19 protein-coding genes are annotated in these 20409 nt (G+C 66.7%); 6 read left to right on the forward strand and 13 right to left on the reverse strand.

Annotation, left to right across the window (positions count from 1 at the left end):
- A complete protein-coding gene (locus LCI23_RS18005; RefSeq protein ID WP_224947830.1) occupies positions 1-873 on the reverse strand; it encodes an A24 family peptidase in 873 nt (290 codons plus the stop codon).
- 199 nt (positions 874-1072) lie between these two features.
- Between LCI23_RS18005 and LCI23_RS18010 the strand changes: the two genes are divergently transcribed.
- A complete protein-coding gene (locus tag LCI23_RS18010) occupies positions 1073-2452 on the forward strand; it encodes an MBL fold metallo-hydrolase (protein WP_224947831.1) in 1380 nt (459 codons plus the stop codon).
- A gap of 29 nt (positions 2453-2481) precedes the next feature.
- Here the strand turns inward: LCI23_RS18010 and LCI23_RS18015 are convergent, their stop codons facing one another.
- Both LCI23_RS18015 and LCI23_RS18020 read right to left on the reverse strand, forming a co-directional pair.
- Positions 2482-3468, reverse strand: coding sequence for a TerC family protein (locus tag LCI23_RS18015; RefSeq protein WP_224947832.1), 987 nt, complete (start codon positions 3466-3468; stop codon positions 2482-2484).
- Positions 3469-3545: 77 nt separating this feature from the next.
- On the reverse strand, positions 3546-3974 hold the full coding sequence (locus LCI23_RS18020; RefSeq protein WP_224947833.1) for a TerB family tellurite resistance protein: 429 nt from the start codon (positions 3972-3974) through the stop codon (positions 3546-3548).
- A 100-nt stretch (positions 3975-4074) separates the two neighbouring features.
- On the opposite strand from LCI23_RS18020, the gene LCI23_RS18025 reads away from it, so the two are divergent.
- The 3 genes from LCI23_RS18025 (at position 4075) to LCI23_RS18035 (ending at position 7118) form a co-directional block, all read left to right on the forward strand.
- Positions 4075-4974: a LysR family transcriptional regulator gene (locus LCI23_RS18025; protein WP_224947834.1), complete on the forward strand. Its 900-nt coding sequence runs from the start codon at positions 4075-4077 to the stop codon at positions 4972-4974.
- 71 nt (positions 4975-5045) lie between these two features.
- The gene (locus tag LCI23_RS18030; RefSeq protein WP_224947835.1) at positions 5046-5378 is read left to right on the forward strand and encodes a hypothetical protein; all 333 of its coding nucleotides are present in this window, start codon (positions 5046-5048) and stop codon (positions 5376-5378) included.
- A 171-nt stretch (positions 5379-5549) separates the two neighbouring features.
- The gene (locus tag LCI23_RS18035; RefSeq protein ID WP_224947836.1) at positions 5550-7118 is read left to right on the forward strand and encodes a TerC family protein; all 1569 of its coding nucleotides are present in this window, start codon (positions 5550-5552) and stop codon (positions 7116-7118) included.
- Positions 7119-7217: 99 nt separating this feature from the next.
- Here the strand turns inward: LCI23_RS18035 and LCI23_RS18040 are convergent, their stop codons facing one another.
- The 10 genes from LCI23_RS18040 to uraH all read right to left on the reverse strand — a co-directional run bounded on the left by LCI23_RS18040 (position 7218) and on the right by uraH (position 17774).
- The gene (locus LCI23_RS18040; protein ID WP_224947837.1) at positions 7218-8453 is read right to left on the reverse strand and encodes a type II secretion system F family protein; all 1236 of its coding nucleotides are present in this window, start codon (positions 8451-8453) and stop codon (positions 7218-7220) included.
- Positions 8454-8467: 14 nt separating this feature from the next.
- Positions 8468-10195: a type IV-A pilus assembly ATPase PilB gene (pilB, locus tag LCI23_RS18045; protein WP_224947838.1), complete on the reverse strand. Its 1728-nt coding sequence runs from the start codon at positions 10193-10195 to the stop codon at positions 8468-8470.
- A gap of 293 nt (positions 10196-10488) precedes the next feature.
- A complete protein-coding gene (locus tag LCI23_RS18050) occupies positions 10489-11007 on the reverse strand; it encodes a hypothetical protein (RefSeq protein ID WP_224947839.1) in 519 nt (172 codons plus the stop codon).
- Between the two features lie 2 nt (positions 11008-11009).
- On the reverse strand, positions 11010-11255 hold the full coding sequence (locus LCI23_RS18055; protein WP_224947840.1) for a helix-turn-helix transcriptional regulator: 246 nt from the start codon (positions 11253-11255) through the stop codon (positions 11010-11012).
- 227 nt (positions 11256-11482) lie between these two features.
- Positions 11483-13042 (reverse strand): methyl-accepting chemotaxis protein, encoded by a 1560-nt coding sequence (locus tag LCI23_RS18060; protein WP_224947841.1) that lies wholly within the window; start codon positions 13040-13042, stop codon positions 11483-11485.
- Between the two features lie 74 nt (positions 13043-13116).
- On the reverse strand, positions 13117-13524 hold the full coding sequence (locus LCI23_RS18065; RefSeq protein ID WP_224947842.1) for a hypothetical protein: 408 nt from the start codon (positions 13522-13524) through the stop codon (positions 13117-13119).
- A 10-nt stretch (positions 13525-13534) separates the two neighbouring features.
- Positions 13535-14779, reverse strand: coding sequence for a hypothetical protein (locus tag LCI23_RS18070; RefSeq protein WP_374041190.1), 1245 nt, complete (start codon positions 14777-14779; stop codon positions 13535-13537).
- 202 nt (positions 14780-14981) lie between these two features.
- A complete protein-coding gene (locus LCI23_RS18075; RefSeq protein WP_224947843.1) occupies positions 14982-15539 on the reverse strand; it encodes an ATP-dependent Clp protease proteolytic subunit in 558 nt (185 codons plus the stop codon).
- A gap of 38 nt (positions 15540-15577) precedes the next feature.
- Positions 15578-17419 (reverse strand): DUF4153 domain-containing protein, encoded by a 1842-nt coding sequence (locus tag LCI23_RS18080; RefSeq protein ID WP_224947844.1) that lies wholly within the window; start codon positions 17417-17419, stop codon positions 15578-15580.
- Between the two features lies 1 nt (position 17420).
- Positions 17421-17774 carry a hydroxyisourate hydrolase gene (uraH, locus tag LCI23_RS18085; protein WP_224947845.1) on the reverse strand — a complete coding sequence of 118 codons (354 nt, stop codon included), beginning with the start codon at positions 17772-17774 and terminating at the stop codon, positions 17421-17423.
- 103 nt (positions 17775-17877) lie between these two features.
- On the opposite strand from uraH, the gene puuE reads away from it, so the two are divergent.
- Positions 17878-18816, forward strand: a complete 939-nt coding sequence (gene puuE / locus LCI23_RS18090; protein ID WP_224947846.1) for an allantoinase PuuE — start codon at positions 17878-17880, stop codon at positions 18814-18816.
- A gap of 129 nt (positions 18817-18945) precedes the next feature.
- Positions 18946-20409: a xanthine dehydrogenase small subunit gene (gene xdhA, locus LCI23_RS18095; RefSeq protein ID WP_224947847.1), complete on the forward strand. Its 1464-nt coding sequence runs from the start codon at positions 18946-18948 to the stop codon at positions 20407-20409.

Here is a 20409-nt window from a genome sequence, read left to right on the forward strand (position 1 = left end):
TCAGCCGGCCAGGACGGACTGCAAGCCGGCGCTGATGGTGCTGCCGTAGAGCATGGCGATCAGGCCGGCCGCCGCCAGGTAGGGGCCAAAGGGAATCGGCTTGTCGCGGCCGCGCTTGGCGACGACGATCAGGCCGATGCCGACCAGTGCCCCCACCACCGAGGACAGCAGGATGATGGCCGGCAGCATCTGCCAGCCGAGCCAGGCGCCGAGGGCCGCCAGCAGCTTGAAGTCGCCATAGCCCATGCCTTCCTTGCCGGTGGCCAGCTTGAATAGCCAGTACACGGCCCACAGTACCAGGTAGCCGGCGGCGGCGCCGATCACGGCGTCGGCCAGCGGCACGAAGGTGGCGTCCAGGTTCACCAGGAGGCCGGCCCACAGCAGCGGATAGGTCAGGTCGTCGGGCAGCAGTTGGGTATCGATGTCGATGAAGGTCATCGCCACCAGCAGGAACAGGAACAGCAGCGCCGCCAGGCCGGCCAGGCCGCTGCCGAAGGTCCAGACCAGCACGCCCGCCAGGAAACCGGTCAGCAGTTCGACGGCCGGGTAGCGTGCCGAGATCGGCGCCTTGCAACTGCGGCACTTGCCGCGCAGCGCCAGCCAGCTGATGACCGGGATGTTTTCCATGGCCGTGATCCCGTGCCCGCAGTGCGGGCAGCGCGAGCGCGGCACCATCAGGTTGTAGCGGTCGGTATGCGGCGGCTCCCTGCCGCTTTCCTGGGCCACGTAGTTGTCCGATTCGCGCTGCATCATCTTCGGGATGCGGTGGATGACCACGTTCAGGAAGCTGCCGACGAGCAGCCCGAACAGGGCGGCCACCAGGGTGGCGGCCAGCGTGGCGGGCGGGGCGAACAGGAAGGAGTCCAGGGGCATGGGGGCGGGGTCCGGTGGTTGACGGTGAAGCGAAAATAATTCTTCGTATCAACCTATTGTAGAGCTTTCCTGCGATTTGGCGAAGCCTGGGCGCCTGCCTGTTGCTGTCCTGCGCCGCCATGGCGCCCGATTGTGGCTGATCATGCGCACAGCGCGGCGCGCGGCTACGCTGGGTCGGTCGATGACCCGGTGAACAGCGATGCCCCGCGCCAGTTTTACTTTCCTGAACCATGCCTGCTTCATGCTCCGCACCGACGGCGCCGTGCTGGTGGCCGACCCCTGGCTCGAAGGAACGATCCTGGACGGCGCCTGGCGCCTGGTCGACGAGTCGAGCAGCAACGCGGCCCTGGTCGAGCTCCTGAACGGCGCCGGGGTGCCGGTCTATATCTGGTGTTCGCGCGCCACGCCGGACCGTTTTTCGTCTGCCTTCATGCGCCTGTTCCATACGCAATTTCGCGGCATCGCCACCTTCCTCTACCGTCCGGGGCGCGACCTGCGCATCGGCGAGGAACTGCGGCGCCACCGGCTGCCGCTGGCGGAATGCCCCGACGGCGCCACGGTGGCGCTGGCCGGCGACCTGCGCCTGACCGCGCTGGCCAGCGGCGACGGCGACAGTGCCTGCCTGATCAGCTGCGGCGGGCGCCACATCCTGAACCTGGGCGAGCGCGCCTTGCCGACGGCCGCCGCCTGCCAGGCCGCGGCGGCGCGCATCCGGCAGGCGGCGCCGCGCATCGACCTGCTGCTCAGCGGATTTGGCGGCCTGGGCTGGTGCGGCAACTCGGAACACTCCGCGCTGCGCGAGGCGGCCGCCGGCGCCGCGGCCGAGCGCCTGGCGGCCCAGGCCGAATGTTTCCGCCCCCAGCTGGTCGTGCCGATCGCCTCGTTCGCGCGTCCCGCACGGGCCGACAACGCCTGGCTGCGTGGGGGCCGCCTGGCGCCTGCCGAACTGCTCGAACTTCCTCGGCTGGAAGCGCTGCGCGGCGTACTACGCTTCCTCATGCCTGGCGTGACGGTCGACCTGCAGCGCGATACGCCCGCCCGGCTGGCTTGCGCCCATGCGCTGGCGCTGGACCACTGGAGCGCCTGCTGGCAGGCCCGTCCACCACCCCTGCCGCGTCCGCCACGGGCCTCGCCGGGCGAACTGAAGGCGGCCTTTGCGCGCTACCGCGAGCGCGCTGGCGCGGCGCTGCATGCGCTGCCATGGCTGCTCGAGACGGCCGGGCTGCTGCGTCCGCTCCTGGTCTACCTGCCGGACCTGCGCCAGAACGTGGCGCTGTCCTACCGCCATGGATTCCGGCTGCGGCCGGCGGGAGGAGGGAGCGCATCGACTGCGCACGTGGCGCTGTTTTCCGGCACCCTGTTGCAGCTGCTGCGCACGGACGATGGCTTCGACAAGGTCTATGCCGGCGGCTGCTTCCAGACCCTGCGCCGGAGCGGGCTGTCGGTGTTCGGACGCTTTTTCCTGCCGCAGCGCATGGCAGGGCGTGGGATAGACCAGCGCCGTCCGCTGGCCATGGCGGCCTACCTGTGGCACGCCCTGAAGTCGCGGACGGCGCGCCGGCTGCAGGCGGCGCGCTGAGCCGCTCCCGCGCCGCCGCAGCGTCGCCCTTAGCCCTTGTTCGCCACCGGCGGCGCGGCGCGGGTGCGCCACAGCGAGTACAGGATGCCGGCGCCGATCAGCACGCCAGTGACCGCCAGCGACAGTTCCGCCGGCACCTTGCCGCCAAACACGAAGTCGCCCAGGAAGATCTTCGAGCCGATGAAGACCAGCACCGCGGCCAGCGAGTACTTCAGGTAGTGGAAGCGTTCCACCATCGCCGCCAGCGCGAAGTACAGGGCGCGCAGGCCCAGCACCGCGAAGATGTTCGAGGTGTACACGATGAAGGGGTCGCTCGTGATCGCGAAGATGGCCGGCACGCTGTCGACCGCGAACACCACGTCGGTCAGCTCGACCATGCACAGCGCCAGGAACAGCGGGGTCGCCCACAGCAGCGGCTTGCCGCCCGCCGGGTTGGGCTGGCGCACGAGGAAATGGTTGCCGTGCAGTTCAGGCGTGACACGCAAGTGGCGCTTCAGCCAGGACAGCAGCTTGCTCTCGCGGATGTCGTCGCTGTCGGTCGAGACGAAGAACATGCGGATACCGGTGATGACCAGGAAGGCGCCGAACAGGTACAGCGTCCAGTAATAGCTCTGCACCAGGGCCGAGCCGGCGCCGATCATGATGCCGCGGGTCACGATCACCCCCACGATGCCCCAGAATAGCACCCGGTGCTGGTACAGCGGCGGGATGGCCAGGGTCGCGAAGATCAGCGAGATCACGAAGATGTTATCGAGCGACAGGCTCTTCTCGATCAGGAAGCCGGTATAGAAATGCAGGCCTTTCTCGCTGCCGAGTTCATGCCAGACCCACAGGCCGAACAGCAGCCCTGCCGCCAGGTAGAGGCTTGAGAGCTTGAGGCTCTCCTTGACCCCGATGACGTGGTCTTTCTTGTTGAGGACGCCGAGATCGAAGGCGAGCAAGATCACGACGATCGACAGGAACACCAGCCAGGTCCAGGCCGGTGTGCCAAGCCAGAGTGCGTTCAGCAGGTCCATGTGGGTCTCCAGTCAACAGGGCGCCGCCAGGCGCCGTTACAGGGATGCATGCGAGATCAGTGCAGGCCGCGACAGGGTCAGGAAGCGAGCGCCGCCGTGCTGAAGGCGTCGCTGGCGTGGGCCTGGCCGAACCAGGCACGCGCCGCGCGCCGCACCAGCGTCGTCTCGCGCTCGTCCAGGTGGCCGTCGGCATGAACGATATCGACCATGGTCTTCCACAAGCAGATCTGCAGGAGCGGATCGCGGATGTCGAGCATCAGCGCGTCCAGCAATGCCGGGTCGATCTCGACCACGCCGGCGCGCCGGTTGGCGGCCGCATCGAGCAGGTCTTCGCACAGTTCGCGCAGGGTGCGGTCGAATACATCGTCGTCCACCTTGAACTGTTCCAGGAAGGGTGCCCCGTGCATGATGCGCAGTTCGGACGGGCTGACATGGCCGTCGACGATCATGCTCAGCGCCAGGATACGGCTGACTGCTTCGGGACTGTTGGGAATATAAGCGTGCATGCTGACCTCGTAAAAAGAATGTGAGATCACTATAAGAGCCGGAAAAACCAAAGTAAAATCGATTAATCTTTCTAAATACGTAAATTAAATTTAAGTATTTATGCTCAACTACAAACACCTGCATTATTTTCATGCGGTCGCCACGCATGGCAGCGTGGCGCGCGCCGCCGAGCAGCTGCACGTGACGGCCCAGGCGATCAGCATGCAACTGCAGGTACTCGAGGAGCAGCTGGGCGAAGCGCTGTTCCAGAAGAAGGGGCGAGGCCTGGAACTGACGGAGGCTGGCAAGACGGTGCTGCGCTATGCCGAGCAGATCTTTGACCTGGGCAACGAACTGGAGCAGGCCGTGCGGCGCGGCGTGTTCACCGGCGAGGAAACGCTGCGGGTCGGGATCTGCGACGTGATCGCCAAGACGCTCGCCTTCCGCCTGCTGCAGCCGGCGCGCGAAGCGGGCCTCGCGATGCGCCTGATCTGCCGCGAGGGCCGCTTCGAGGACCTGGTGCTCGACCTGACCGCCCACAAGCTCGACCTGGTGATCGCCGACCAGGGGCTGGCGACCGGCGGCGCGGTGCGCGGCTACACCCAGCTGCTGGGATCGAGCACCCTGACCGTGTTCGGCCACCCCACGCTGTGCCAGGCCTGGCCGGGCGCCTTCCCGCAGCGCCTGAGGAACGCGCCTTTCCTGCTGCCTGGCCAGGAGGCGGCGGTCCACACCCAGTTGATGAGCTGGTTCGAACGCCATGACCTGCGCCCGATCACGGTCGGCGAATTCGACGATGGCGCGCTGCTCAAGTCCTTCGCCTGTGCCGGCACCGGCTTCATGGTGGCGCCGAGCGCGCTGTCCGACATCGTCCAGGCCGAGAATGGCCTGGAACCGGTGGGCGTCATCGACAGCATCGTCGAGCATTTCTATGCGGTGTCGGTGGAGCGGCGCGAACGCCACCCGGCGGTGCGCCGCATCCTCGAAGGGGCGGGGCGGGTGTTCGCGCGCGGCGACTGAGGCTGTCCGCCGGAGGCGGCAGCCGGAAAGCCGCATGCTATACTGGCCAGGTCCCGTTCCACGACATCCTTATGAGACGAGTACTCGTCATCTTCCTGATTCTGCTGTTTCCCCTGAATGTCCTTGCCTTGTCCATGCCTGCATCGTCGCTGCAGCAGGCTGGTGCGAGCGAACACTTCGAACCATCCGAACCATCATGCGCGGTGGCCGACGATTCCCGTCACGGCAGCGCATTCGACGACGATCCCGATGAGGCGCCTGCCGGGCTCGACTTCCATGATGTCGTGCATGGAGAGGCAGGACTGCAACTTGCGCTGGTCCCTGGCAGGGCGCCCTCGGCGCACCGCGCAGCGTGGCGCAGCCATCCCCCATTCCCGTCAAAAGAGCCGCCCCGGGTGCGCTGAGCGCTCATCCGGCGTTGCGCTGGCGGCGCAAAGCCATCGTCACGCGCTCCGGGCCGAGCCTGGATCAGGCAGTTTTCCTGCTGGGTTCCTGTGCCTGGACGCCGCGCCGGTGTACAAGCACGCACGGCCACGGACAAACAATCATCGTTACTACATCAAGAAGGAAATGCCATGGAATGGCTATTTGACCCCACGATATGGGTGGGCTTGCTGACACTGGTGATCCTGGAAATCGTTCTGGGCATCGACAACCTGATCTTCATCGCCATCCTGGCCGACAAGCTGCCGCCCCATCAGCGCGACAAGGCGCGCCTGATCGGACTGTCCCTGGCGATGGTCATGCGGCTCGGTCTGCTCACCATCGTGTCGTGGCTGGTGACACTCACCACGCCCTTGTTCTCGGTGGGACCGATCAGCTTTTCCGGGCGCGGGCTGATCCTCCTGGGCGGCGGCGTATTCCTGCTTTTCAAGGCGACCGTCGAGCTGCATGAGCGGCTGGAAGGCGTCGTGCACAAGCACTCCGAGTCGAAGGCCTATGCCGGCTTTTCCGCCGTCGTGGCCCAGATCGTGGTACTGGACGCCGTGTTCTCGCTCGATGCGGTCATCACGGCGGTGGGCATGGTCGACCAGCTCGGCGTGATGATGGCGGCCGTGATCATTTCGATCGGCGTGATGATCCTGGCGTCCAAGCCGCTGACCAGCTTCGTGAATGCGCATCCGACCGTCGTGGTGCTGTGCCTGAGTTTCCTGCTGATGATCGGCCTGAGCCTGGTGGCCGAAGGCCTGGGCTTCCACATTCCCAAGGGCTACCTGTACGCGGCGATCGGCTTCTCGATCCTCATCGAAACCCTGAACCAGTTTGCACGCCGCAACTTGCTCAAGAGCGAGGCCCGCATGCCCTTCCGCGACCGGACCGCGGAAGCCGTGCTGCGCCTGCTGGGCAGCCGGAACGCCGGCGAGACCGCATCCGATGCGCAAGCGCCCCAGGCCATGGACGAAGGCGCGTTCGCGCTCGAGGAGCGCAACATGGTCAGTGGCGTGCTGACGCTGGCCGACCGGTCGATCCGTTCGATCATGACGCCACGCTCGGCAATGTCCTGGGTCGATCTCGAGGACAGCGCCGACGATATCCTCGCGCAGCTGCAGGAAACGCCGCACAGCCTGATGCCGGTGTGCCGGGGCGATGTCGACAACATCATCGGTATCGCGCGCACCAAGGACCTGATCAGCAACCTGCTCCTGCTCCAGCGTGTCGACGATTCCGCCGACAACGGGTCCTTGCGCAAGCCCATCGTCCTGCCGGATACCGCCGGCGTGCTCAAGGCCATGGAAACGCTCAAGCGCTCGCACGGACAGCTGGTCCTGGTGGCGGATGAATTCGGCAGTATCCAGGGCCTGCTGACGCCGGTCGACCTGCTCGAGGCGATTGCCGGCGAGTTCCCGGACGAGGACGAGCAACTCGCCGTCCAGCCGAAGGGACCTGGACTGTGGGAAGTCGATGGCGCGGCCGACCTGCACCAGCTCGAGCAGGTGCTGGACACCACGGGACTGGTCAGCGAGGACGATGACTACACGTCGCTGGCGGGCTTCCTGCTGGCGCGCTTCGAGACGCTGCCGGAAGCGGGGCAGTTCGTCGAAGTCGATGGCTTGCGCTACGAGATCCTGGTGGTCGAAGACCGGCGCATCGCCAAGGTATCGATCCGCCGCGTCGACAGTGCCGGCCCGGACGAAAGGCATTGATGCGGCGCCCGCAGCTGCCGGCACGGACGCAGGCGGGCGCTGCCTGGAGACATCCTGAAGACCGGATCGCGGCCCTGCAAGCATGCGGGGCCGCGGCCCTTACACCACCGAACCCAGCTTGAAGATCGGCAGGTACATCGCAATCACCAGGCCGCCAATCAGCACGCCCAGCACCGCCATGATGAGCGGCTCCATCAGCGAGGACAGCGAGGCCACCGCCTCGTCGACTTCCTCTTCGAAGAAATCTGCCACCTTGCCCAGCATGGCGTCGAGCGAGCCGGATTCCTCGCCGATCTGCACCATCTGGATCACCATGTTCGGGAACACGTTGGCGTTCTGCATCGACAGCGTCAGGCTGGTACCGGTGCTGACTTCGTTCTGGATCTTGCGCGTCGCTTCCAGGTAGACGTCGTTGCCGGAAGCGCCGCCCACCGAGTCGAGCGCCTCGACCAGCGGCACGCCGGCCGCGAACATGGTCGACAGGGTACGGGTCCAGCGCGCGATGGTCGCCTTGCGGATCACGGCGCCGAAGATCGGCAGGCGCAGCAGGATGCGGTCCATGGCCTGCTGCACCTTGCGCGAGCGGCGCCAGGCCTGGAAAAAGAAGTACAGGCCGGCGAAGATGGAACCGAAGATCACGTGCCACCAGGCCACGACGAATTCCGAGATCCCCATCACGACCAGGGTCGGCGCCGGCAGGTCGGCACCGAAGCTCTTGAACACTTCCTTGAAGGCCGGCACCACCCAGATCATGATCACGGCCGTGACCACGAAGGCGATCGCGATGATCGCGATCGGGTAGGTCAGGGCCGACTTGATCTTGGCCTTGATGGCGAGCGTCTTTTCCTTGTAGATCGCCAGGCGCGTCAACAGGTCTTCCAGGATGCCGGCCTGCTCGCCCGCGCCCACCAGGTTGCAGAACAGCGGGTCAAAATAGAGCGGATACTTGCGGAAGGCATTGTTCAGGCTGGTGCCGGTCTCGACGTCGTTGCGCAGGTCCATGATCAGCTTGCCCATCGAGGGATTGCCGTGGCCCTTGCCGACGATGTCGAAGGCCTGCAGCAGCGGTACGCCGGCCTTCATCATGGTGGCCAGCTGGCGCGTGAACAGGCTCAAATCCTTGTCGGTGATCTTCTTGCCGCTGCGGTAGGCCTTTTTCTTGACCTTGGTGACCAGGATGCCCTGGCGGCGCAGGGTGACGTTGACGATCGCCTCGCCGCCCGCGCGCAACTCGCCGCGCACGGTCTTGCCGGAACGGTCCTTGCCTTCCCAGGCATAGACCTTTTCCTTGACCGGGGCGCCGCCGCGGCTCTTGGTGGGGAGGAGGCTAGCCATGTCGTCAGAGTTTCCTATTCATTGGTGCAGCCGAGCACTTCTTCGAGGCTCGTGAGGCCTTGTTTCACCTTCATCAGGCCAGAGCGGCGCAGCGAGTTCACGCCTTCCTTCTCGGCCTGGGCCGCGATCTGCATCGAGTTGCCGCTGGCCAGAATCAGGGCTTCGATCGCGGGCGAGATCGGCATGATCTGGTAGATGCCGACCCGGCCCTTGTAGCCGGAGCCGAGGCAGCGGTCGCAGCCGACCGGGCCGTAGGGTTTCCAGTCGCCGTCCAGGTCGGATTCGCGGTAGCCGGCCGCCAGCAGCACCTCGCGCCCCGTCTCGAGCGGCTGCTTGCAGGCGCACAGGCGGCGCGCCAGGCGCTGGGCCGTGATCAGGATCACCGAGGACGCGATGTTGAAGGGCGCCACGCCCATGTTCATCAGGCGCGTCAGGGTCGAGGGCGCGTCGTTGGTGTGCAGGGTCGAGAACACCATGTGCCCGGTCTGGGCCGCCTTGATCGCGATGTCGGCCGTTTCCAGGTCGCGGATCTCGCCGACCATGATGATGTCCGGATCCTGGCGGAGAAACGACTTCAGCGCCACCGGGAAGGTGAGGCCGGCCTTGTCGTTGACGTTGACCTGGTTCACGCCGGGCAGGTTGATCTCGGCCGGGTCTTCCGCGGTCGAGATGTTGATCCCGGGCTTGTTCAGCAGATTCAGGCAGGTGTACAGCGACACCGTCTTGCCGGAACCGGTCGGGCCAGTGACCAGCACCATGCCGTAGGGGCGCGTGATCGCGTCCAGCAGCAGGGCCTTCTGGTCCGGATCGTAGCCGAGCGCGTCGATGCCCATCTGGGCCTGGGTCGCGTCCAGGATACGCATGACCGTCTTTTCGCCGAACAGCGTGGGCAGGGTCGAGACGCGCAGGTCGATGGTGCGGGTCGGGCCCAGGATCAGGCGCATGCGGCCGTCCTGCGGCACGCGCTTTTCCGAGATGTCGAGCTTGGCCAGCACCTTGATGCGCGAGACCAGCTTTTCGCGGATCGACAGCGGCGGGTTGGCATGGTCGCGCAGCACCCCGTCCACGCGCATGCGGATCCGGTAGTACTTTTCGTAGGGCTCGAAGTGGATGTCGGAAGCGCCCAGCGACACCGCGTCCATCAGGATCTTGTTCAAGAAGCGCACGATCGGCGCATCCTCGACGTCGTTGCTGGCGTCGGGCGGCGCGGCCGTCTGTGCTTCTTCTTCGGCGAACTCGATCTCGTCTTCTTCGCCGGCCAGCTCGTTCAGGCTCTGCTCGGCGCTCTTGGCCAGGCTGCCCAGCAGCTTGAGCAGGGCGTCGTGGGCCACGATCACTGGCTCCACCGAGGCTTCGCTCTGGAACTTGATCTGGTCCAGGGCCTGGCTATTGGTCGGGTCGGACAGGGCCACCGACATCTTGTTGCCGCGCTTGGCCAGGGCGATCACGCGCTGGGCCTGCATCAGCCTGGCGTCGATGGCGGCCAGGGGGATCGCTTCGGGCGAAAAGCTGGACAGGTCGAGCAGCGGATAGCCGAAGGTCTCGGCGCAGAAGCTGGCCAGTGCGCCGGCATCGATGATGCCGCTCTCGAGCAGGGCGTCGATGAAGGCGGTCTTGTCGGCCGCCGCTTTCTTTTGCAGCAGGTCGGCCTGGTTCGTGCTCAGCCGGTTCGCCTGCACGAGCGCGCGCGCCAGTCCCGCGAGGGAAGCGCCGGTGGTCGTGTTGGGAAGGACTGCTGCCATAGGAAACGAGGCTGTGGAATAGGAGAAATGACCCGGGAAGGATACGCTCGATGATGCCTACAGGCATCAACTTTGTAAAGGATTCCGTCCCGGACAGATGCGTGCGCGCCACGTGGACAGGGTGGCATCGGGCGTTTTCATGGCCCGTCCGACAACGCCTGTGATCGGGGTGACAAGCAGTATGGTGCAAGCGACAAGGAAAGGCCTTGACGGTCGCGGCGCAGCAGCTTGACGCGCTTCAGGGCCCGCCGCCCGGCCTGCGCCACCGGTCGACGACGGCTTGACGTGGCGCGTCAGGCTTCCGGGTCGGCCAGTCGGGGCAGCTTCCAGCTCGCATACAGGGTGGGCAGGCTAGTGAACCAGGTCATGTTCCCCAGGAACAGGGCGAAGGCGAGGCCATACAGGCGCTCCGCGCCCCAGTCCTGCAGGCCGGCCGTGAACAGCAGCAGCGGGCCGCCTACGATGTTGGCGAAGGCCAGGATGGCCAGGCAGAAGAAGAAGGCATCCTTGCGCAGCACGGCTTCGCGCTCGTCGTCGTCGAAGGCGCGCTTGCCGAGCGGGCCGGCGACGGCAATGCCGGCCGCGAACGCCATGGCCGGGGCGGCGGCGCCAACCGCCAGCGGCGGCAGCGGGAAGGCGAGCGCGGCGCCCACCAGGCCGGCGCCGACGGCCATCGGCAGCAGCGGCAGCCAGCGCTTCGGGGCGTGCCGCCGTGCGCTGGCGTCGTCCGCCATGTCCTGGCCCACCTGGCCGGCGGCGCCCGACCACCAGACCAGGGCATCCATCTTCTGCAGCACCGTTTTCTGTTTCATGTTTATTCCTCGTCTCCTGCCCGTTTCAGGCTCATGGCGATCGGTTCGAAGCGCTGGAAAGAGAACAGCATCTCGACGCTGACGCCGAAGTGCCGGGCGATCTTCATCGCCAGTTCCAGGCTGGGCTTGTAGTCGCCCCGCTCCAGATACCCGATGGTCTGGTTGTTGACGCCGACGGCTTCGGCCAGCTCCTTGCGCGACATGCCGCGCTCGGCGCGAAACAGCGCAATCCTGTTGTGTAAGGTCATAAGAAACCGTGCCATCTCAACGATATATTGTGATTACACAACAATGGAATGTGTGCGTCAAGCAATAACCGTTACGCATGAAATTGCGGGGACCTGGATGGTTTGTAGGGTGGGCAGGTTTCTGCCCACGCGTTCCGCTGGCAGCGAGAAGCCGGCTGCGTGGCTTCCCGGCCGGCCTCGACCGCGTGGGCGGGGAGACCCGCCCACTCTACAATGATTTCGACGGACTAGCGCAGCGCGAGTCGCTGTTTGTTCCCGGCCTGGGGCGCCTGGGTTTCGAGCTTGAACACGGACAGGGCCTCCGTCAACTGGCCGGTCTGGCCGGTGAGCGACTCCGCCGCCGCCGAGGCTTCCTCGACCAGTGCCGCGTTCTGCTGGGTCATCTCGTCGATGCTGCCGATGGCGCGGCCGATGTCGTCGATGCCGGCGCTCTGGCGCGCACCGGCGGCGCTGATCTCGGCCATGATGGCCTGCACCTTGCGCACCGAGTCCACGATCTGGCCCATGGTCACGCCGGCTTCGTCCACCAGCGCGCTGCCGGCGCTGACCTTGGCTACCGAGTCGCCGATCAGCTCCTTGATTTCCTTGGCCGCCGCCGCCGAACGCTGGGCCAGGTTGCGCACTTCGCCCGCCACGACCGCGAAGCCGCGGCCCTGTTCGCCGGCACGCGCCGCTTCGACTGCGGCGTTCAGCGCCAGGATGTTGGTCTGGAAGGCGATGCCGTCGATGACGGAAATGATCTCGACGATCTTGTTGGCCGAGCTGTTGATGTCGCCCATCGTGCTGACCACGCCGCCCACCACCTCGCCGCCGCGGGTGGCGATGCTGCTGGCGGTCTCCACCAGCGCATTGGCCTGGCTGGCGGCGCTGGCGTTTTCGCGCACGGCGCCGGTCAGTTCTTCCATCGAACGGGTGGTGCGGTCGAGGTTGGCGGCCTGCGATTCGGTACGGCGCGCCAGGTCGGCATTGCCGCTCGCGATCTCCGAGCTGGCCATGGCGATGGTGTCGGCCGAGGCCTTGATCTCGGCCACCAGGGTGGCCAGTCGTCCGCGCATTTCCTTCAGCGCCGCCAGCATGCTGGCGTTGTCGCCGGCCTCGGTGCGGATCTCGGTGGACAGGTCGCCGCCGGCCACTGCCTGCGCGATCTGGCGCGCGTATTCCGGCTCGCCGCCCAGCTGCTGCCAGATGGCGCGCACCACGAACCACGACACCACGGCCAGCGCGGCGATCACGACCAGGGCGGTGGCGATCATCGAGATCACCACCTGGTTGACGCTGTCCTTGCTGCCCGCGATGCCGGCCGCGAACTGGCGTTCGGCCGCGGCGTTGACCTTGGCCAGGTCGCCCTTCAGGACGGCCAGCGTCGACTGCATCTTGCCGACCACGGCCTGCGGGTCGCCCTGTTCCATCTCGAGCATGATGCGGGCGGCCGACAGGGCCGGCGCGTAATAGGCCTCGAATTCCTTGCCCAGGCGGGCGCCGGTCTCGCCCTGGCCCGGGATCCGCTTGAACTGCTCCAGACGGGCGCGCAGGCGATTCGCCTGTTCGCCGACCTGGCCGACCTTGTCCTTGTCGCCTTCCGCGACCGCGTCCTGCAGGCCGTCGGTGATGGCCGCGACCTCGAGCATCAGCGCCTTGGAGGCATCCAGCACCGGATAGTCCACGCTCGCGGTGGTGGTGATCGAATCCAGCGCGCCGTTCGCGATCCACGCGCTGGCGCCGGCACCGAGGCCGAAGATGATGGCGGAAATGACGGGCAGTGCCCAGATCCTGCGCTTGATGCTCATTGTCGTTGTCTCCAGAATGCAGAAACCGCCGCCGGCATCGGGCCGGCGGCGGGTGCTGGCTCGCAGCGGTTTGCTTACTGCGCCGAGTAGACCACCTTGACGCTGCCGTCCACGGCGCTCTTGTCGATGTAGCCGATGGCCTTCGGGTTGGCGGCGACGGCGGCCTTGACGGCGGCGTTGTCGGCGACTTCCTTCGGCATCGTGGCCTTGCCAGTGAACACCAGCTTGGACCACAGGGCCTTGGCCTGGGCCGCGTCCTTGTCGGCGACTTTCTTGTAGAACTCGGCGCGCACCGGGTTGGCCTCGACCTGGTCGATCGGCGTCATGCTCGAGGACTTACCGAGGAAGAACTGGGCGACCTGTTCCTTGGTCATGCTGCTTTCCGCGGACTTGGCGCCGACCACCACGACCACTTCGGCCAGCGCGGGGGCGCTGGCGGCGAAGGCGGCGGCGGCGATCAGGGTAGCGATCTTGTTGTTCATGGCCGTCTCCTCAGAACACGAAATCGAGGGCGACAGCGCCGACCGTCACGCTGTCCCGGAAGCCGGGCTGGGCGTTCACGAACAGGCCGGTGCCGTTCTTCGGCGTGACGCGGTCGACCTGCGCCTTCAGGGCCACCGAGCTGGCGAAGTCCCAGCGCACGCCGAGGGTAGTGGTCGACTGTTCGCCCTGGCCCACGCCGGTGTTCGGCAGGCGGCGCACGCCGGCGCCGAGCTGCTGCATGGTCGGGGTGCAGGCCGCCGGATAGCCGGCCGGGCAGGCTGCCGGCACGGTGTTGACGATGGCGCCGTCGATCTTCAGCACGCTGTGGCTGGCGTAGGGCATGAACTTGCCCATGCGGTAGCCGGCCATCGCGTACCAGGCGCTGGTGTCGTTGATGTAGGTCTTGGTCTTGCGCTTGGCGTACTCGGCCTGGAGCACGATGTTGTTCCAGTCCATCGCCAGGCCCAGCGAGCTGAAGCTGGCGCGCTTGTCGTGCGCTTCGATCTCGTTGGCCAGCGTGACGAGCTGGTTGAAGCGGTAGCCGGCGCCGGCTGCGCGCAGGCCGCCGACCAGGGTGTTGAGCGAGACCGAATCCTCGACGCTCACCTTGGTGGTCGCATGGCCGGCACGCAGGGTGAAGGGACCGTGCTCGGCGCTGATGTTCAGCGCGGCCACGTTCTTGCCCTTGGCGTGGATGTTGCCCGACAGCGGAGCCTTCACGCCGCCGTAGGCCAGCTGCGCGGTGAGGCTGGTGTCGCCGAAGCCGTGCTGCCAGGTGAGGTCCAGGCCGTCGATGCTGTTGAACGGCACCTGCGAATACACTTCCGCCGGCGGACGCAGCATGTGGTTGGCGTAGCCGACGTTGCGGTAGTCCGAGATCATGAATACCGGCAGGCCGACGCGGCCGACGCGCACGCTCAGTTCGTCCGAGATGCGGGCCTTGGCGAAGGCCCAGCTCAGTTCGGCGCCATAGCCTTCTTCGGCGTCACGGCGCACCAGGCCCTGGGCGGTCAGCGACAGCCAGCTGTTGACCACCATGTCGGCCTGCAGGCCAAGGTTCGAATCGATGCCGGTGCGGAAGTCCTTGGACGAACCCGCAGCCTGGTTCGGGCGCACGAATTCGGCGCCCTCGCTGTTGGCATAGGTCAGGGCGGCGGTACCGAAGCCGCTGATCTTGATTGGAGGGAAGCCGGCGCTGTCCTGCGCCTGGGCCGTCGAAGCTGCCAGCGGGAGCGCCAGCAAGGTAGCAATCACACGTTTCTTCATCATCATTCTTATTACGAGCTGCTGAAAAAAGCGGTGCTGGCGTAAGCAGCAAGCAGGACAGCACCGTTAGACCCTGGCAATGATTCTATCCATCTGGTAATTTTTTATGCAACTTAAATGAAAGAATTGGTGATGTTTAGTTGTTGGAGTGCGCTAACCGTTGCGAATTTGAAACAGCTTCTTGTCAGAATTAGTTCCACCAGTGACAAGTTGCTCCTGCGGCAGGGAGACGGGCCTGGACGGCGTCGTGGATGATACCGGCCGCGCGTGCCTGGCCGGCATCGAACAGGCGGGCATTGCCGGTGAGGTGGCTGCGGATATCGGTCGGTTGGCCCGCCGCCGTGGTCGCCTCGAGGAAGATGCTGGCGTAGCGCTCGGCATCGAAGTCGAGGCAGTCGCGCCATTCCGAGACGCGCGCATGGTCGGCCGCGACCAGGCTGCCGAAGCCCCAATGTAGCGGATGGACCAGGAAGCGCGTACCGGGACAGGCATAGCGCTGCTGGCCGGCCAGGAAGATCACCACGGCCACCGATTCGACACTACCGATGTTGTGCGTGGTGAGCGGCACCGGCAGCGACTTCAGGAAAAAGTAGAGGGCGAAGCCGGCGGTCATGTTGCCGCCTTCACTGGACATGTGCAGGGCGATCTCGGTGGCGCCGTTCTGCAGCGCCTGCAGGCAATTGTTGCGGATGGCGCTGGCGGAACTGTGGTTAATCGGTCCGATGAAATGAACGATGTGCAAGGCCATGGGCTCTCCCGACGGGGTAGGCCCAAGCATAGCAAGATTTACCTGGGCGCAGCGTCCGGCAGCGGGGGAGTGGCGGGCGGGCAACCATCTGTCCACAGCGGCGTGGCATCGACCGGCAGCCGCCGTCCCGCCACTTCCAGGTCGTTCCAGGCCGGCGCCAGGGTGCGGACCTGTCCATCCCGCACCGCCTGCACCAGTTCCCGGCACCCCAGGCCAGGCAAGGCGCCGACGATCCGCCAGCGGCCGCCATCTTCTTCGGTGGCAAAGGCCGTCTGCCACGCGCTGCCGCCAAACAGCAGGACTTCGGGACGCGCATCGCCACCCATGTCGAGCAGGATCGCATCGCAAGATACACCGCGCCGCAGCAGGCAGGCAGGCGTGCGGTGGGCGTCGTGCTGGCCGGCCGTGGCAAGCCAGTCCATGTTCAGGAAGCTGTCTGGCAGGCGGCTTCCCTTCGGCCAGACACGCAGGTTGTCGGACAGCCTGGCCGGGACATCCAGCTGGTCCAGTTCGTACGGGAAGCGCAGCTTGCGCACCGCCGCGATCCGGCTGCGCAGGGCGGCCGCGTCCGGCCGGTCACTGGACGCATCCAGCTGTGCCAGCGCCGCGCGGCCGTAGCGGGCTGCCCCGAAGTGGAGGTAGCCGACGTCGAGCTGCGCCGCCGTCACGCGTCCGGCCGCCAGCCGCGCCAGCTGGTCCCTGGTGGCAAGCCGGGCCGGATCGGCCAGCGGCGTGAGCAGTGCCATCAGCACGGCCAGCACCACGAATGCGGCCGCGATGTTGACGCCCGCCAGCGTCGGCAGCCAGCCGCGGCGAAGTGCCGCCGCCGCATAGCCGCCCGCATAGCAGGCCGCCACCAGCATGCACGCCGCCGCAACGATCCGGTCGTCGGTCCAGCCGTGCTCGCCGACCCGCAGTGCGAGCGCGTAGATGGCGAGCGCGGTGACCGGCACCAGCAGCAAGGCGGCGATGCGCGCCGCCACGCCCACTGGTCGCGCGGCTGGCGTCTCGCCGCTCTGCCATGCCGCGTTGATCAGGACCACGAAGGCGGCCGCCGCGCCGAGCAGGACGGAGGCGGCGCTGCGCGTGCCCCACAGCGCGTCTAGTCCGGTGAAGGGCAGGCTGGCCAGGAAGCCGCCCACCAGGAGCGTCAGCACCGGCAGGATCCAGGACAGCAGTACCAGCAGCAGGTTGCGGATGCCGCGTACGATGCCCGGCCGCACGTCGGTCAGGTGCAGTGCGCTCGCAAAGGCGAAGGTGGTAACGGGAATCGCGAACCATGGTTCCCGGATGGCGTCTTGCAGGAAGCTCAGCTTGACCAGCAGGAACAGCTGCGCGCCCAGGTGCAGCACCAGCCAGCCGGTGCCGACGAACAGGGCGCTGAAGGCCAGCTGCACGCCCAGCTTCCAGGCGGTTTCGAAATAGCTGGCATAGCCAGCGATGCGGCGGCGCTCATGCGCGCCTGCCAGCACGAGCACGTGGGCGATGAATAAGCCGGCCACGAGCGACAGGCACAGATGCGGCGAGGGCGACGCCGCGCGCGGCCGGGGGCCTTCCGGCGGCCGGTAGGCGCCTTCCATGCGCCGGACGTCGTGCAGCGCGAGGACGGCAAGCACGGCCGCTGCCGCCAAGCACCACAGCAACAGGCGCCGCCGCGACAGCTGGCCCAGCCCGCTGATCGCGATGACCGGCACCAGTGCGCACACCAGCAGCAGGGGCACGAACAGGCGCGGCGCGGTGGCGGGCCAGTGCAGTGCGGTTCCGGCGCGGTACAGCAGGAACAGCAGCAATCCCTGCACCAGCCCGATCCCGATCCGGGCGGCGGCAAGGCCAGGGCGCGCATCGGCCGGCTCGGCAGTGGCATGCACGACGGCTCCCATGCTAGCTGCCGCGGTAGGTGGAGTAGGACCAGGGCGTCATTACCAGCGGCACGTGGTAGTTCTGCGTGGCATCGGCGATGCCGAAGGCGATGACGATGCGGTCCAGGAAGCGCGGGGAGGGCAGGTCCACCCCTATGCCAGCGAAATAGTCGCCCGCGAAGAACGCCAGTTCGTACTGGCCCGGCTGCAGCGCGTCGCCCTCGAGCAGCGGCGCATCGCAGCGGCCGTCCGCGTTGGTGTGCGCCGTCTTCAGCAGCGACCGTTCGTCCCCATGCACGGCGTACAGCGCCAGCTTGAGGCCGGCCCCCGGGCGGCCGTGCGCGGTGTCGAGGACGTGGGTGCTCAGTTTGCCCATGCGGTTCCCATATGCGAAGAATGAGTTGGAGTATCTGGGCAATCATATACCCTTGTGCTTCCTGCAATATATGATCGCCGATATACCTGCTTTCGATCATGCCATGGACACCTACTCCGACTACCCGCGCGACCTGGCCGGCTACGGCCGCAACCCGCCCCACGCCCGCTGGCCGGGCGGGGCCCGCATCGCCCTGCAGTTCGTGCTGAACTACGAAGAGGGCGCCGAGAACTGCGTGCTGCATGGCGACCCGGCCTCGGAAACCTTCCTGTCCGAGATCATCGGCGCCCAGGCCTTCCCGATGCGCCACATGAGCATGGAGTCGCTGTACGAATACGGCGCGCGCGCCGGCCTGTGGCGGGTACTGCGCCTGTTCGAGGAACGCGGCCTGCCATTGACGGTGTTCGGCGTGGCGATGGCGCTCAAGCGCAACCCCGATGCGGTCAGCGCCTTCCGCGAGCTGGGCCACGAGATCGCCTGCCACGGCCTGCGCTGGATTTCTTATCAAAACATGGACGAAGCCCTTGAGCGTGCCCACATGATTGAGGCGGTGCACATCATGCGCGAACTGACCGGAGAAGCGCCGCTCGGCTGGTACACGGGACGCGACTCGCCCAATACCCGCCGCCTGCTGGTCGAGCACGGCGGTTTCGCCTACGACGCCGACCACTATGGCGACGACCTGCCGTTCTGGCAGGAGGTAGACGTGGGCGGACGGCAGGTGCCGCACCTGGTCGTGCCCTATACGCTCGACAGCAACGACATGCGCTTCGCCGCCATGCAGGGTTTCAATTCCGGCACCCAGTTCTTCGACTACCTGAAGGATGCCTTCGACCTGCTGTATGCCGAGGGCGACCCGGATGGCCTGGACCGGCCGAAGATGCTGTCGATCGGCCTGCACTGCCGCCTGGTCGGGCGCCCGGGACGGGCGCAGGCGCTGGCGCGCTTCCTCGATTACGTGCTAGGCCACGAGCGGGTCTGGGTCGCGCGCCGCATCGATATCGCACAGCACTGGAAAACCGTGCATCCTTTCATAAAATGAATGGATGGCGGGATCCATAAGATATGCTTATTTATAGATAAGCAATATAAGAATTTTCTTATAAGTCCGTTGACGCCGGGTGGTAGCCTTCCGCCCTTGCTCGACCGAGAGGCAAACTGAGAGGCAACGATGCCAGACCCGATCCGATTCTATTACCGCGGCGCCCTGCGCGAAGTACGCGATGCGCGCCCGACCCAGACCATCCTGCAGCACCTGCGCGAAGACCTGCACTGCACCGGTACCAAGGAAGGCTGTGCCGAGGGCGACTGCGGCGCCTGCACGGTGGTGATCGGTTCGCTGGAAGACGGCCAGCTCGCGCTCAAGGCGGTCAATGCCTGCATTCAGTTCACCCCCACGCTCGACGGCAAGGCCCTGTTCACGGTGGAAGACCTGCAGGCGCCAGGCGGCGCACTGCATCCGGTGCAGCAGGCGCTGGTCGAGTGCCATGGCTCGCAGTGCGGCTTCTGCACGCCCGGCTTCGCCATGTCGCTGTGGGGCATGTACCTGAAGCAGGAAGGACGTGCTCCCTCGCGCTGCCAGATCGACGACGCGCTCTCGGGCAACCTGTGCCGCTGCACCGGCTACCGCCCGATCATCGACGCCGCCCGCTGCATGACCGAGCTGGCACCGGTGGCTTTCGACCGCGCCGCGCTGGCCGGCCGCCTGCAGGCCCTGCAGCGCGCCCACGGGTTTACATATGAAGCGCAGGGCGGGCGCTTCCACGTGCCGCGCACGTTGGACGAACTGGTGCGCCTGCGCAGCGCGTTCCCCGATGCGCTGGTGCTGGCCGGTTCGACCGACGTCGGCCTGTGGGTCACCAAGCACATGCGCGAGCTGAACGACATCATCTATATCGGCCAGGTCGATGCGCTCAGGCGCGTCGCGGAAGGCGCGGACAGCCTGGAGATCGGCGCCGGCGTCACGCTGGAAGACGCCTACAACGCCGTCTGCCGCCACTATCCGCGCGAACTGGGCGAATTGCGCCAGCGCTTCGCCTCGCTCCCGATCCGCCAGGCCGGCACCCTGGGCGGCAACGTCGCCAACGGTTCGCCGATCGGCGACTCGATGCCCTGGCTGATCGCGCTCGGCGCGCGTGTCCTGCTGTGCGGCCCCGACGGCGAACGCGCGCTGGCACTGGAAGACTTCTACCTCGGCTACCAGAAGAAGGACCTGCACCCGGGCGAGTTCGTGCGCGCCGTGCAGGTGCCGCTGCCCAGGGCAGGCCTGCGCTTGCGTACCTACAAACTGGCCAAGCGCTTCGACCAGGACATCTCGGCCGTGTGCGCCGCCTTTGCCGTGACGCTCGATGGCGCCACCGTGCTCGATGTCCGCATCGCCTACGGCGGCATGGCCGCCACCCCGAAGCGCGCGGCCGCGGCCGAAGCCGCGCTGCGCGGGGAGCGCTTCGACGAGGCGGCGCTGCGCGCCGCGATGGCCGCGCTGGCCCAGGACTACGCGCCGCTGAGCGACATGCGCGCCTCCAGCGCCTACCGCATGCGGGCGGCGCAGAACCTGCTGCGCCGCTTCTGGCTCGAGACCCGGGTCGACGATCCGCTGCCGGCCAGCGCCGTCAACGCCTTCGCGGCCGGCTGA

The sequence above is a fragment of the Massilia sp. MS-15 genome, from assembly GCF_020176695.1.
GTDB classification, from domain to species: Bacteria; Pseudomonadota; Gammaproteobacteria; order Burkholderiales; family Burkholderiaceae_D; genus Telluria; species Telluria hydrophila.

Excerpts from the sequence above, each read along its gene's own strand:
- LCI23_RS18005 (WP_224947830.1), bottom strand. The coding sequence starts at position 873 with ATGCCCCTGGACTCCTTCCTGTTCGCCCCGCCCGCCACGCTGGCCGCC.
- LCI23_RS18010 (WP_224947831.1), top strand. The coding sequence starts at position 1,073 with ATGCCCCGCGCCAGTTTTACTTTCCTGAACCATGCCTGCTTCATGCTC.
- LCI23_RS18015 (WP_224947832.1), bottom strand. The coding sequence starts at position 3,468 with ATGGACCTGCTGAACGCACTCTGGCTTGGCACACCGGCCTGGACCTGG.
- LCI23_RS18020 (WP_224947833.1), bottom strand. The coding sequence starts at position 3,974 with ATGCACGCTTATATTCCCAACAGTCCCGAAGCAGTCAGCCGTATCCTG.
- LCI23_RS18025 (WP_224947834.1), top strand. The coding sequence starts at position 4,075 with ATGCTCAACTACAAACACCTGCATTATTTTCATGCGGTCGCCACGCAT.
- LCI23_RS18030 (WP_224947835.1), top strand. The coding sequence starts at position 5,046 with ATGAGACGAGTACTCGTCATCTTCCTGATTCTGCTGTTTCCCCTGAAT.
- LCI23_RS18035 (WP_224947836.1), top strand. The coding sequence starts at position 5,550 with ATGGAATGGCTATTTGACCCCACGATATGGGTGGGCTTGCTGACACTG.
- LCI23_RS18040 (WP_224947837.1), bottom strand. The coding sequence starts at position 8,453 with ATGGCTAGCCTCCTCCCCACCAAGAGCCGCGGCGGCGCCCCGGTCAAG.
- pilB (WP_224947838.1), bottom strand. The coding sequence starts at position 10,195 with ATGGCAGCAGTCCTTCCCAACACGACCACCGGCGCTTCCCTCGCGGGA.
- LCI23_RS18050 (WP_224947839.1), bottom strand. The coding sequence starts at position 11,007 with ATGAAACAGAAAACGGTGCTGCAGAAGATGGATGCCCTGGTCTGGTGG.
- LCI23_RS18055 (WP_224947840.1), bottom strand. The coding sequence starts at position 11,255 with ATGACCTTACACAACAGGATTGCGCTGTTTCGCGCCGAGCGCGGCATG.
- LCI23_RS18060 (WP_224947841.1), bottom strand. The coding sequence starts at position 13,042 with ATGAGCATCAAGCGCAGGATCTGGGCACTGCCCGTCATTTCCGCCATC.
- LCI23_RS18065 (WP_224947842.1), bottom strand. The coding sequence starts at position 13,524 with ATGAACAACAAGATCGCTACCCTGATCGCCGCCGCCGCCTTCGCCGCC.
- LCI23_RS18075 (WP_224947843.1), bottom strand. The coding sequence starts at position 15,539 with ATGGCCTTGCACATCGTTCATTTCATCGGACCGATTAACCACAGTTCC.
- LCI23_RS18080 (WP_224947844.1), bottom strand. The coding sequence starts at position 17,419 with ATGGGAGCCGTCGTGCATGCCACTGCCGAGCCGGCCGATGCGCGCCCT.
- uraH (WP_224947845.1), bottom strand. The coding sequence starts at position 17,774 with ATGGGCAAACTGAGCACCCACGTCCTCGACACCGCGCACGGCCGCCCG.
- puuE (WP_224947846.1), top strand. The coding sequence starts at position 17,878 with ATGGACACCTACTCCGACTACCCGCGCGACCTGGCCGGCTACGGCCGC.
- xdhA (WP_224947847.1), top strand. The coding sequence starts at position 18,946 with ATGCCAGACCCGATCCGATTCTATTACCGCGGCGCCCTGCGCGAAGTA.